The sequence below is a fragment of the Methylomonas sp. 2BW1-5-20 genome (assembly GCF_052474515.1).
In genome coordinates, this window is sequence record NZ_CP184127.1 from 3,388,059 (window position 1) to 3,401,163 (window position 13,105).

Below are 13,105 nucleotides of genomic sequence, written 5' to 3' on the forward strand. Positions count from 1 at the left end.
GCAGTACCGTTCGGCACGAACCAGCATCAACGCCGCCGCAATCCTTCAGGCTTATGAGACAAGCAATAGGGCATAAGCTGTTGCCCGTCGTGAAGCGATAGTGGCGCAACTCATGGTCCAGCCTAAGCAGACACAAGCCAATTTGCAGAAATCGCTATCAATACTTCAGGCCGCACTCGACTCCAGTACCGACGCCATATTGGTGGTGGATACGTTTGGCAAAATCGCAACCTTCAATCCGCAATTTATTCGGATTTGGGGCATTCCGGAGGGCTCTTTACATATCGGCGACAATGAACAATCGCTGTGCTACGCCCTGGATCTTCTGAAAGACCGGCAAGCCTTCCTCCGCCGTATCGAAGAGATTTACAAAGCCCCCAAACAACGCCATTACAGCGAACTGGAGTTTAAAGACGGCCGTTTTATAGAAAGTTATTGCCAGCTGCAATTCCTGGATGGCCAGCCGCTGGCCGAATCTGGAGCTTTCGCGACATCACCGAGCAGAAAGCCTCCCGCAGGCGCTTGGCGCAATTAAGCTTCGGTATGGATCAAATGCAGGACAGCGCTTTTTTGATTACCGAGAACGCTGGCTTCGTCTACATCAACCACCAATCTTGCAAGGCTTTGGGCTACAGTCACCAAGAGCTGCTGCAACTGAGCGTATCTGACGTCGACCCTTGCTTTACCGGCCATATCTGGGCCGAGCATTGGGCGGAACTAAAAGTTAAGCGTTCGAACAAACTGGAAACCGTTCATAAAACCAGGGATGGCCGGTTGTTTCCGGTCGAGGTAGTGGCAAATTATTTCGAATACGCCAACGTCGGCTATAACTTGGCCATCGCTCGCGACATCAGCGAGCGTAAGCGCATCGAAGAAGCACTGCAACAGGCCGCGCTGATTTATCAGAACAGCAGCGAAGCCATGTTGTTGGCCGACGCCAACGACAGTATCCTCACCATCAATTCGGCGTTTACCGCAATTACCGGTTACCAGTTGGAGGAAGTGGTCGGCAAACATATAGGTATTCTAAACACGGGCAGTCACAGCGAAGCCATGTGGCAAGCCATTCACGATAGCGGCCGCTGGCAGGGCGAAATCTGGGATAAACGTAAAAACGGCGAGTTATTTGCCAAGTGGCTGACCGTCAATACCATTTTCGATGCCAAACAGCTTATGCATCGCCGCATTGCGTTGTTTTCAGACATTACCGAGAAGAAAAAAGCCGAAGGCGTCATCTGGCAGCAAGCCAATTTCGATCCTTTGACGCAACTGCCCAATCGCCGCATGTTTCATGACCGGCTGAGTAACGACATCAAAAAAGCCAAGCGCGAACATAAGCGTCTGGCCTTATTTTTCATCGACTTGGACTTGTTCAAGGAAGTGAACGATACCTTGGGGCACGACATGGGCGATCAGTTATTGCAGATCGCCGCGCAACGCATCGTTGGCAGCGTGCGCGAAACCGACACCGTAGCCAGACTGGGCGGCGACGAATTTACCGTGATCCTCGGCGACATCGGCGACCCCAGCAATGCCGAACGCATAGCCGGCACCCTGCTGCAGAAAATGACCGAATGCTTCGAGTTGGGCAACGAAATTGCCTACATTTCCACCAGTATCGGCATCGCTTTTTACCCGGACGACGCCGACGACCTGAAGTCTTTGTTAAAACACGCCGATCAGGCCATGTACGCCGCCAAGCGCCAAGGCCGCAATCAATACTGCTTCTTCATCCCAACCATGCAAGAGGCCGCGCAAACACGCCTGCGGCTCAGCAACGACCTACGCTTGGCCTTGGCGGACGACCAATTTTATCTGTGCTACCAGCCTATCGTCGATCTGTCAAACAACAGCATCCGGAAAGCGGAAGCTCTAATCCGCTGGCAGCATCCGTCACGCGGACTGATCAGTCCTGCCGAATTTATTCCGATTGCCGAAGAAACCGGCTTGATCAGCAGTATAGGCAATTGGATTTTTCAGGAGGCTGCCGAACAAACCAGCCGCTGGCGCGAGTCCATCCACGAACAATTTCAGATCAGCATCAATAAATCGCCGGTACAGTTCCGTAACGAACGCGACAGCCATCGCGACTGGCTGAATCGGTTGCACACCCTAAAGCTGCCAGGGCAAAGCGTGGTCATCGAGATTACCGAAGGCCTGCTACTGGACGCCAACAACAGCGTGGCCGAACAGTTGCTGTCGTTCCGCGACGCCGGCATTCAGGTGTCGCTGGACGATTTCGGCACGGGCTATTCCTCGCTGTCTTATCTAAAAAAATTCGATATCGATTATTTGAAAATAGACCAGAGTTTCGTCCGCAATCTGGCGGCCGGTTCCGACGATATGGCATTGTGCGAGGCAATTATCGTGATGGCGCACAAACTGGGAATAAAAGTGATTGCCGAAGGCATAGAAACCGTCAGCCAACGCGAATTACTAACCGCGGCGGGTTGCGATTTCGGTCAAGGTTATTTGTTTGCAAAGCCGTTACCGGCAGCGGAGTTTGAAAGATTGTTTGCCGACTGCACGCTTTAAAAAATCGGCGGCTGCGCGGTAATAGTTTGGGTATTGCCAAGCCGGCATAAAGACCGAGATAACAATAACTAAATGGGAGCCACCGAGAAAACGCGTCTTCCGGTGGCAGCCGTTAATCAACCCGGAGCGGATTGATTAGATGCGTCCTTAGTGAGCGGCGCTATAAACTTTCATCATTTCTTTGTAAAGATCCAGAGTAGCTTTCAAACTAGCTGAGGCATTGGCATCGCCTTTTTCGATCTCATCGCGGGCAACTTTCAATTTGTCGCCGGCTCTTTGACGCAAACGCTCGGTTTGCTCATAACGAAACTCTTTTTGCGACTGGCGAACTTCGCCCAGCGCTTTCAAAGTACCTTCTTTATCGCCTTTTTCCAACAAACTTACAGCTTCCTCTACTTTGGCAACGGTAGTTTCACCGGCTGCACGAACTTTTGCGTCGCCAGCGCTGTTTGCATTAGCGGATGTGGAAACCAATGCCGCGGCGATCACCAAAAATGAAGCCAAGGTTTTTTTTACTGTGTTCATACAAATCCTATCAATTGATATTTAAGTGTTTTTTATTACCACATTAAAATTACAAATTTATGACTGTATATTTTAATCCGGTTGCTTGCTCAAAGCCTTTTCATCCTACCATAGATTTTCAAAATCACACCGAAACCGCGAAAAATAGCCCAATTTCCACAAATAAAAAGCGGTATAACTTATTGTGAAACTAAGCCGGCTATATGCGTGATAAAGCTTGTTTCGTTAACAAAGGTTATATCGTACATTTTCGTTAGCCCGAGCACTTGCTCGTCGCTAACGCCCAACACCAGTAACAAAAAGTTTTCCTTATCGATGTCCAGTCGGCGACGCATTTTGCTGTACTTTTCGATGAAGGGACGGAACTCGCCGGACTTGCATTCGATGAACACCGGAATCCGGCTATTAATCAGAAAAAACACATCCACTTCATATTTATCTTCATTGGCAAATTGAATATTAAAACTTCTTAAACAGGAAAATAACCCCTTGCTTTCGTAAAAATGTTTTAACAATTTCATAAATACATACCATTCCAACCACTCGCCATTAAAAAAGCCCACGATAGCCGGCATACTCTGCAAAGTGAGATGGACTCTTTTTTCGTTTTTATTATAAAAATACTTAGCGACAAACGAGAATTGATATAGGTTTTTACAAAAGCCGGTAATGGTTTTAATTTGATTCTGGCTGTAGTCGTTTAAATTCAATACGACCGATGTATAGTTATTTCTTTGAGTTTTTCTGATTTTGTCCAATACCTCCTGCAAAACCTGGAAATTATCGCCCAGCTCCACTGCCACCTCATCGTAAAAACCCTGTGTATCCAAGGCGTTATGGTTGACTTCAACCTTGATATTTTTACGCTCGAACCAGCTGATAATAGGTTTGTACTGCATGCTGTTACTCATCACCGCCGTATTATGCAGATCCACCTCTTCGTCTTTCGCGATACGTATATCGGCAAGGCTGACTTCCGCGACGGCATTGCCGGCTTGTTCCAGCTCGCGATACTTGGTCAACAATACCCCGTATTTATCGATGAGTTTTTTTACGAAAGCCACGGTATCGTGAATTGCCGAGGCTTGTTCGCACACCGGACATTTCACGGTTTTGCCGACATGCTCATTCGGCACTTCTCGTAAATAAGCACAGTTATTGCAACGCAGAATTGCCATAAAGCTTCCTTGATTATTTTTACGGTAACGGACTTTAATCTCTGCCAGATTGCCAAACGACTGATTTCGCTTATCGGCTTGGCGAGAAAAATCGCGGTATTTAACGCAAGATAGGCCGAATCGGCGCTAACGATCTCGTCCTTAAGTCTAGCGTATCGATGTCACAAATCTTCCTTTCCGGCCTGCAATTGTAGACATAACTGCACAAACCTAAACGAATGAGCGGCGATGAATTTTCTATGTGATTGATATAAAAATAAAAAACAGCAACATACTCCTTACTTGAATATGGATCGAAATTTGCTGGTGGTTTAGAAACGGCTGCAGAGCCTTATCCCGCATACTCGATCACAGGTGACTTATGAGCAAAATCGGCATTTTTTTCGGAACGGATACCGGCAGCACCCGGCTGGTGGCTAAAAAGATATTCGGATTTTTGGGCGAGGAACTGGCCGACAAGCCCAAAAACATCAACCGGGTAACAGCCGACGAATTGCTAAGTTACGATGCGCTGATATTGGGCACGCCCAGCTACGGCATCGGCGATTTGCCTGGCTTGGCCGCCGGCTGCCAGGAACGCAGTTGGCAGGAGTTCGTACCGCAGCTGAAGGGCGCCGACCTGTCGGGCAAGCGCATCGCCTTGTTCGGATTGGGCCATCAGGAACGCTATGCCTCTCGTTTCGCCAGTTCCTTAATTCAACTCTACCGGATTTTCTACGGCTACGGCGCCGACATCGTTGGCCGCTGGAGCACCGAGGGTTACACCTTCGAACACTCCGATTCGGTGATCGACAATCAATTCGTCGGTCTGGTGCTGGACCAACGCGGCCAACCGCATTTGACCGACGAACGTATCAACGCCTGGCTGGCGCAGATTACGCCACAGTTGCTGCCGGTCTTGGCGGAGGCCGCTTAGATGATGACCTCATCCGCAGAAGGAGAGGACGCCCTCGATCTCACCCCATTGGCCGACTGCTCGCGTTGCGCGTATCGCAGCACCTTGCTGGCGGCTGGCACTTGTAAACCGGGCGACCGTTGCGTGATTGCGGAAAGCGGCCGGCAAATCGATCGCTTCTTCAAAGCTCATCCCGGCTTGGCGTCCGAATACGCCCAAGATCCATTTTGGGAGCGACGCGCGATTGCCGCCCGCTATTTGCCGACCAATCGCTTGCAACCGTTGCTGATCGACCCTGACGAAGCCGTGCGTCGAGTCCTGGCCTACAGAGTGCCGCTGGAGTGGCTGCTGGAGTTGCGCAACGATAGCGATAGAGAAGTCCGCGTCACGGTCGCCGACCGTCTGCCGGAACATCAGCTGGAACTGATGGCCGACGATCCGGATTATCTGGTAAGGGCCTACGTTGCCAAACGCCTGCCCAAAGGCCGTTTGTTTCGTCTGGTCGCTGACCCAGACAACGAAGTGCGCCGCACCGTCGCCGAACGCATTCCCAGCGTCAGTTTGGGTTTGATGGCGGAAGACCATGAAGTCGGCATTCGCCGCATCGTGGCACAACGCATGGACGTCGACGACCTGGCCATGATGAGCCGGGACCGCGACTGGACGGTGCGCTATGAAGTCGCATTGCGGGCCGACCCGGACTTATTACTACAAATGCTGGACGACAACGAGGAAGAAGTATGCCTAACTGCCCGGCAGCGTTTGGACGATCTGCAATACGAGGCCGTCGCCGATGAACGCTGAACATATTGTCGGCCTGACTTATGCCGACCGCTTGCGGATGGCCACCGAAGCGCGCCATCTCGGCATCCGCGAGCGCCTGGACTCCGACTTGGCTGCATTGACCTCCCTGATGGGTCCGATGACCGAAGGGCCGGAGTGGCCGGCCGGGGCCGCCTGGCTCGCCGCTCGGCGCGACCGGCATGCCGTCTTGATGTCGGACGGCCTGTCCGATCCCTGGGTCGAGCGCGACCGGCCGGAAACCGGCCTAGGCCTGGAAGTGTTTATCGAAAGCCCGGATTCCGGCATCGGCTCCGATGCGCCGCTGGCGGCACTGGCCGATACTTGGTTATTTCCGCTGACTGCCGAAGTTAGCCATACCCTGGCCGGCTATTCGCGTTTGTGCGAACGCTTATTGAACGGCGAATTGTTGTCGTTGGAATTTAATATCGATCACATCAAGGACGGCCGCGGCCGCATCGGCGCTTTGCTGGGCGTACCCGCCGTTCCCGACCGGCCGCTATCGCTGCCTGGCGGCGAAATACGCCTGGTGGCCATCACGATATTGACCGGGGCCGAATTGAGATATCTGCGAGGCAAAGGCGAGCTGGCTCGCCACGAGCTTGCCGACCAATTAAAAACCGCCGGCGTCAATCATCTGTCCTTACTCCACCGGCCATCTCTAGTCTAAATCAAAGTAAACTGCATGAGTATTACCCCGGAAATTAATAACTGGCTTGCGGAAAACGGCTTTACCGCGCGACAGCCTTCGGCTAAAAATCCGCACGGCAAACACGCGCTGATCCTAGCCGCCCAACAAGGCCGCGCCGATGTACTCGCCTTTCTATTACGACAAGACGCCGACATCGCCGTCCTCGACGCCTACGGCAATAACGCCTTATGGGCAGCCTGCTTCGCCGAAGCGGGTTCATGCATCGAGCTATTATTGCAAGCAGGCATAGCGGTCGATTATCAAAATCCCAGTGGCGCCACCGCGCTGACCTATGCCGCCTCCAGCGGCAAACAGGCGGTCGTTAAGCAATTACTGGAGGCAGGCGCCGACCCGCTGTTGACCACTCAAGACGACTTCAGTGCATTGGACTTGGCCGCCAACCGGCAATGCCTGCAACTACTTCGCGATGCAGTAAAAGCCTTGCAGGCATAGCACAGCTTGACGGCACTATGCACTGAATACCGGCTATCGTTTCGTCGCACCTCCTCCGCCACGACCGCCGCGCGGAACCCCACCTATTGCCGCAATGTCTGCGGGGGCATAGAATGCCGCCTTCCCTAACACACTCCGAGGACGCATCCCATGTCAGACTCCTATTGGTTTAGAACCGGCGAAGCCACTGTATTTTCCAGCGAAGGCCAAGGCACCGACGCCATGCCGGAAATCCTGATCGGCGACGTCAAAGGCCCGGCCGGTCACGCGTTCGCCAATCTGATGGGCCAAACCGAAGGCCACACCCGCATGTTCGCGATCCGCGCCACCAATCAACAAGTGCGCCCGGCCACCATCATGGTGCCTAAAGTCACGATCAAATCGTCGGCTTATGTCAATCTGCTCGGCGGCCCGGTTCAATCGGCAATAGCCGATGCGGTCATCGATAGCGTCGCCGACGGCATTATTCCGCGCCTGCAAGCCAATGAGTTGTGCATCATCGCCATGATCTGGATCGACCCATCCTGCGCCACCAACCCCGAACTGGACCGCAAGGACTTATACCGTACCAACTACGAAGCAATGAAACTGGCGATTTCCAGAGCAATGAGCAACTCGCCCAGCATCGACGAATTGATTGCCAATCGTCACAAAATTTTCCACGAAATGTACGACCCGGAGACCGGCGAATCGCAATGGTAAAAGCTTAAACCTGTCGCGCCGACCAAGGCTTACGCTTGGTCGGCGCGACAGGTTTAACGCAATGCAGCGCTATCCCCATTAGCCTATTCCTGATGGACAACCTCGACCCTCTCTACAAAAACCACGTCACGGTGACCGGCAATCCGAAAGCCGAACAAGCAATGGTTTTCGTACATGGTTTTGGTACCGATCAATCTGCGTGGCAACAAGTTGCTTCGGCATTTTTCGACGATTATCAAATAATACTGTTCGACAATGTCGGCGCCGGAAAAGCCGCGCCCGAAGCGTTTGTCCAACACCGTTACCTCAATCTTCATTCCTACGCCAACGATTTATTACAGATAGCCGCGGCGTTGAACTTGAAACAGGTTATTTTGATCGGCCATTCGGCTGGCGGGATGATCGGTCTGCTTGCCGCGATTAAGGCTCCCTCCCTGGCTTCGAAGTTAATCTTGATTGGCGCTTCGCCGCGTTATCTCAACGACGAAAGCTACCATGGCGGCTTTACGGATAACGATCTTGCCGAGATCTACGGTGCCGTAGCTCAACGCCATGAGGCATGGGCCGATTATTTTGCTCCCATGGTGATGGCAAATCCCGAGCGGCCCTACCTTTCCGAGTATTACGCAAACAGCATCAAAAGCATTCCCACAAACCACGTCCTTACCGTACTCTGTTCAATCTTCCAGTCAGACCATCGGCGAGATTTGGAACTGGTCAAGACACCGACCTTACTGATCCAATCGAAAGAAGATTTCGCGGTGCCGCTGGCAGTAGCCAACTACCTGCAGCAACGGATCGCCGGCAGTCAACTCGCGGTTATTCAAGCCACCGGCCATCTGCCGCATGTGAGCGCGCCGGAAGCAGTGGTCGTGGCTATGCGCGGCTTTCTTAAATAACCGCAAGTTCTGCCTAACGCTATACCTGCTTCGGCCTATTCTTAGCGGCATCCAGAATTAGCTGGCTTAATTGCCGAATCAACTCCCCTCTGGCACTAGTCTTACGCCACACCAAACCAACGGTCCTGGCAGGCGCCGGCGTAGCGAACGGCAGGTAACATACGCCCGGCTCATCGCGCACCGCGATGCGCGGCATGAAGGTGATACCGGTGCCGGCCAGCACCATCTGCCTGAGGGTTTCCAGGCTGGTGGCGCGTACGTCTTGCTCCTCGTCGGCGCCGACGGCCTGGCAAATTTGCAAGGCATGGCCGCGCAGGCAATGGCCTTCGTCCAGCAGCAGTAAATGCTCGCCATTCAGATCGTCTGGCTCGATTTGCGGCTTAGCAGCCAAAGGATGATCGTCTGCCACCGCCAGTAAAAACTCGTCGTCGAATAAGGCTGCACTATCCAGAAAATCCTCGTATACCGGCATTGCCAGCAAGGCGCAATCCATCTGTCCGGTTCTGAGTTGTTGCAATAATTGCTCGGTTTTCTCCTCGACCAGAATCAGGCGAATACGCGGCAACGCCCGCTTTATCAAAGGCACCAATTGCGGAAACAGATAGGTCGCCAGGGTCGGAAACGCGCCGAAACGCAGATTGCCCGCCAACGGATCCTGGGCAGTAGCGGCCAGTTCCTTGATATTGTCCTGTTCCTTCAAAATACGCCTGGCCGAAGCCACAATCTGCTCCCCCAACTCGGTGGGCAATACTTTTTTATTGGTGCGCTCGAAAATCCGAATACTCAACTCGTCTTCCAACTTCTTGATTTGGGTACTCAAGGTCGGCTGGCTAATGCAACAACGATCCGCGGCTTGCACAAAGCTACGCAGATCGGCGACAGCGATTAGGTAATGTAAATCCCGCAGATTCATAGCACCCCACAAATAGCTAATAGCTATCGTTAAAATGAAAACCATCGAGTATATATTAACCGCCGTCAGCCCGAATCTAAAAGGCCCACCAGGCAATCTCACCGCAAGTCCGGCGGAAGCTCAGAGCTGGAGCCGCATCGTAACCATAGCCAACCGATTCGTCCAAATGCGCGGATAAATAGAGATTCAATACGCTTTCTTAAAAAATACCGAGAACAGAGCTAGGAAAATACCTGTTTTAAGTAATACTGAATCTAACAGTTCTCTTATGGGCATGACACGCATGTTAAATCGAATCGGTATCGGAAAGCGCCTAACCACCGCCTTCTCAATCGGCGCCTTGATCAGTTTTCTGATTGGTTCAATGGGAATGTATTTCACCTCGGTCGTTGGCAGCAACGGCCTTTACGTTGGGGAATCAGCGGCGCCGTTGATCGATGCGGTAATGGAGTCTAAGTTACTCGCCACCGAGGCCCATCTGAAATTCGAGGAAATTATGGGCGGCGACTCCGCGGAATCGATAGACGCCGTCCGAGCCCTCATGCAAGAGTCCGCTTGGTTCCTTAAAGTGATCGCCGACGGCGGCGAGAACCAGGAGGGCCGCTACCTGCCGGTTAGCAATCCGACAACGTTGGCCCTGGTAAGAAGTTCTCAAGCCAAATTCGATGACTTAAATGCCGCATTGAACGATCGATACGCCACCTTGGGTCAAAATCTGCCCGAAGAAAGTTTTCATAAACTGGATGCGCAGTTTGACACTCGTTTCGATGCATTTATTACCGAAATCGACAAACTGGAGTCGGCGATACAGACCGATGTCAAAACATCGTTGCAAGGTTTAAGAGATACCATCGCCAAGAGCAAACTGGTTCTGGCGACACTGATAGGGGTAGCATTAGTATTAGGCATACTGCTGGGACAAATCACCACTCGCTCAATTACCCAACCTCTGTTGCAATGCGTGCAAATTGCCAAACAAATTCAGAGCGGTAATCTGACCAGTTACGCGCAGCCGGTCGGCGACGACGAAATTGCCCAACTCGTCGTCGGACTGGACGGCATGCGTAAACGTCTACTCGAGATCATCAGCGTCATCAGCAAGAATGTGGGCAGCCTAAATCAGGCAGCCACTTCATTGGCGGTATCCGCGAATCAAAGCGAACGAGCAGGGTCGACGCAAGCGCAGGCGGCCAACAGTATGGCGAGCTCCGTCGAAGAACTATCGGCAATGATAGACGACATCGGCAAACGAGCTAAAACGGTACACAACTTAGCCGAACAATCGGGAACTGAGTCGCTGGCTAGCGGCGGCATAATCCAGGAAGCGGCCAGCGAAATGTCGAATGTTGCCCAGGCGGTTAAATCCACGGCCGCTACTATCCGCGGCCTGGAAGATTATTCCAGCCAAATTTCCGGTATAGTCGGCGTGATTAGCGGCATTGCCGATCAAACCAATTTATTGGCGCTCAACGCCGCAATCGAAGCCGCCCGAGCTGGCGAACAGGGTCGGGGCTTTGCCGTAGTCGCCGACGAAGTCAGAGCTTTGGCCCAACGTACCGCCAGCTCTACCCAGGAAATCACTCAGATGATAGCCAAAATTCAGGTCAATACCCAAAGGGCGGCGCAGGAGATCGAGTCTGGGGTAAACCGGGTCGGCGACGGGGTGGAACTGGCTCATCGCGCGGCAGTTTCGGTCACCGATATTCACGATAGTACGCAACGCGTTACCTCGGCCATTGGCGGCATTACCAGGATCTTGGTGGAACAGTCGGCATCGACCAGAGACATTACCCAGCGAGTACGCCTGATAGCCGACAGCACTATCGAAAATCGCGACATTGCCGTAGGTACATCCCGTTCCGCGGACGAACTGGCTGAACTGGCCCAAAAACTGGAGCGGATCATTGCCGACTTCAAAATCAGTTGAAGACAGATATGGCTTTAGACGCGTATCGACACCATCCGAATAAAGCCGACACCTTGAATGTATCAAACATACCGGCATAAATGCGGTCGCACTCGTCCGGAAATTTATATGGCAAAATCCTTGAATACTCGCCTGAATCCGCAAAAACTATTGCTCAGCAAATGGACCGCGGTCTCGCCCCTGGATAAGGAAAAACACTTTCTGGTCAGCAAACTGATCGCGTCAGAACCGGATCAACCGCTGACCTACGTTGAGTTGGAAGCGATATACAGCAAGCGCAAGCAAATTGTCCCTTGGCGAGACTTAACCGACATGTCGCGCTGGCAGCAAGGCTGGCACTAGCCGCCGCATGCAGAATGACCAGACAACAGACCTCGCCTGTTCCATGCGCTTTTGTGGTCGTTTTTTATCCGGCATGGCGCTAAACTGAGTGCTAACCCGCGATTATGTTCGGATTACCGGTAACAAACGGCAATGCCCAACATTACCGTGCCAAATGGCCTTGAAGTAGGGCGATAAACATCGACTCGGCCGTGATATGCCCACAGGAATGATAATTTGTTCACAAAATCTGTGGATAACTCTGTTAACAAACCGTTAAAACCTACGCTAAGTTGTTGCGGTGATTACAGTGGCGTTAAATTGACTAAAATTTATACAATCCCCCTTTAACCAAGCCAATTCGGCGGTCTGCACAGACCGACTCAAACCCTAATCAGGATCGCAAAATGATAGATTGGAACCATACCTATGCCGCTATCTGGCGTCAACGTCAGGCTTTTCTGCGCCCCGTTCGGCAAATCGATCCAATTCGGCTGGATCAACTGTTGGGCATAGAACCGCAAAAACAGCAAATGATCGACAATACCCAGCGTTTTCTGGCCGGTCTGCCGGCAAACAATGCCTTGTTATGGGGTGCGCGCGGCACTGGCAAATCCTCTCTGATAAAAGCCTTATTGAACGAATACCTGCACGAAGGCTTACGCATCATCGAAGTGGATAAACAGGATTTAGTGTATTTGCCGGAAATCGTCGACGACATCCGCGAACATAATCAGCGCTTCATCGTTTATTGCGACGACCTATCCTTCGAAAACGGCGACGCGCTTTACAAGCCCTTGAAGAGCGTCTTGGAAGGCTCCATCGAACTGCCGCCGGAAAATGTGCTGTTTTACGCCACCTCCAATCGCCGCCACCTACTGCCGGAACATATGCGCGACAATCTGGACACCCTGCTGGTAGACGGCGAGGTGCATTATTCCGACGCCGTTGAGGAAAAAATTTCGTTATCGGACCGCTTCGGCTTACGTCTGGCGTTTTATCCACAACATACGCAGACCTATCTGGACATCATCGACAGTTATTTCGTCGATTATCCGGGCAATCGCGATGCATTACACAAGGCCGCACTGGATTTCGCCCACCAGAACGCCGCGAAAAACGGCCGCACTGCAAAGCAATTTTTCAATGCCTTCAGCAATGACGAGCGTACGGAACAACTCTGAGATTATCCAACGCGGCCGGCGGAGAGAGACAGCTGGCTGCGGCTAAACACCGCCGCAAACGGCAAACAGAGAACACACGCC

At 52.3% G+C, this 13,105-nt stretch carries 14 protein-coding genes; 11 read left to right on the top strand and 3 right to left on the bottom strand.

The features are described 5' to 3' along the window. The first annotated feature begins 112 nt into the window (after positions 1-112). Both ACH50O_RS15685 and ACH50O_RS15690 read left to right on the top strand, forming a co-directional pair. Positions 113-535, top strand: coding sequence for a PAS domain-containing protein (locus ACH50O_RS15685; protein WP_446808702.1), 423 nt, complete (start codon positions 113-115; stop codon positions 533-535). Positions 536-543: 8 nt separating this feature from the next. Then, positions 544-2,535: a sensor domain-containing protein gene (locus ACH50O_RS15690; RefSeq protein ID WP_446808703.1), complete on the top strand. Its 1,992-nt coding sequence runs from the start codon at positions 544-546 to the stop codon at positions 2,533-2,535. 147 nt (positions 2,536-2,682) lie between these two features. On the opposite strand, the gene ACH50O_RS15695 is transcribed toward ACH50O_RS15690, so the two are convergent. Both ACH50O_RS15695 and ACH50O_RS15700 read right to left on the bottom strand, forming a co-directional pair. Then, positions 2,683-3,024, bottom strand: coding sequence for a hypothetical protein (locus ACH50O_RS15695; protein ID WP_446812160.1), 342 nt, complete (start codon positions 3,022-3,024; stop codon positions 2,683-2,685). 215 nt (positions 3,025-3,239) lie between these two features. Next, entirely contained in the window at positions 3,240-4,238 is a 999-nt protein-coding gene (locus tag ACH50O_RS15700; RefSeq protein WP_446808704.1) for a hypothetical protein, read from the bottom strand. Between the two features lie 361 nt (positions 4,239-4,599). On the opposite strand from ACH50O_RS15700, the gene ACH50O_RS15705 reads away from it, so the two are divergent. From ACH50O_RS15705 to ACH50O_RS15730, 6 genes are all read left to right on the top strand, one after another. Continuing rightward, on the top strand, positions 4,600-5,154 hold the full coding sequence (locus ACH50O_RS15705) for a flavodoxin (protein WP_446808705.1): 555 nt from the start codon (positions 4,600-4,602) through the stop codon (positions 5,152-5,154). Further along, the gene (locus tag ACH50O_RS15710) at positions 5,155-5,937 is read left to right on the top strand and encodes a 4Fe4S-binding leucine-rich repeat protein (protein WP_446808706.1); all 783 of its coding nucleotides are present in this window, start codon (positions 5,155-5,157) and stop codon (positions 5,935-5,937) included. It begins immediately after the preceding gene. Next, entirely contained in the window at positions 5,927-6,604 is a 678-nt protein-coding gene (locus ACH50O_RS15715) for a hypothetical protein (protein WP_446808707.1), read from the top strand. Before ACH50O_RS15710 ends, ACH50O_RS15715 begins: the two co-directional genes overlap by 11 nt. Before the next feature lie 15 nt (positions 6,605-6,619). After that, positions 6,620-7,078 (top strand): ankyrin repeat domain-containing protein, encoded by a 459-nt coding sequence (locus tag ACH50O_RS15720; protein ID WP_446808708.1) that lies wholly within the window; start codon positions 6,620-6,622, stop codon positions 7,076-7,078. 150 nt (positions 7,079-7,228) lie between these two features. Beyond that, on the top strand, positions 7,229-7,780 hold the full coding sequence (gene fae / locus ACH50O_RS15725; RefSeq protein ID WP_446808709.1) for a formaldehyde-activating enzyme: 552 nt from the start codon (positions 7,229-7,231) through the stop codon (positions 7,778-7,780). 92 nt (positions 7,781-7,872) lie between these two features. Beyond that, complete coding sequence (locus tag ACH50O_RS15730) at positions 7,873-8,679, top strand: alpha/beta fold hydrolase (RefSeq protein WP_446808710.1); 807 nt, start codon at positions 7,873-7,875, stop codon at positions 8,677-8,679. 19 nt (positions 8,680-8,698) lie between these two features. Here ACH50O_RS15730 and ACH50O_RS15735 read toward each other — a convergent pair whose 3' ends face one another. Next, positions 8,699-9,592, bottom strand: coding sequence for a LysR substrate-binding domain-containing protein (locus tag ACH50O_RS15735; protein ID WP_446808711.1), 894 nt, complete (start codon positions 9,590-9,592; stop codon positions 8,699-8,701). Between the two features lie 283 nt (positions 9,593-9,875). On the opposite strand from ACH50O_RS15735, the gene ACH50O_RS15740 reads away from it, so the two are divergent. The 3 genes from ACH50O_RS15740 (at position 9,876) to ACH50O_RS15750 (ending at position 13,024) form a co-directional block, all read left to right on the top strand. Then, the gene (locus ACH50O_RS15740; RefSeq protein ID WP_446808712.1) at positions 9,876-11,519 is read left to right on the top strand and encodes a methyl-accepting chemotaxis protein; all 1,644 of its coding nucleotides are present in this window, start codon (positions 9,876-9,878) and stop codon (positions 11,517-11,519) included. Positions 11,520-11,627: 108 nt separating this feature from the next. Next, positions 11,628-11,861: a TIGR02450 family Trp-rich protein gene (locus ACH50O_RS15745; RefSeq protein ID WP_446808713.1), complete on the top strand. Its 234-nt coding sequence runs from the start codon at positions 11,628-11,630 to the stop codon at positions 11,859-11,861. A 386-nt stretch (positions 11,862-12,247) separates the two neighbouring features. Continuing rightward, entirely contained in the window at positions 12,248-13,024 is a 777-nt protein-coding gene (locus tag ACH50O_RS15750; RefSeq protein ID WP_446808714.1) for an ATP-binding protein, read from the top strand. Positions 13,025-13,105: the final 81 nt, after the last annotated feature.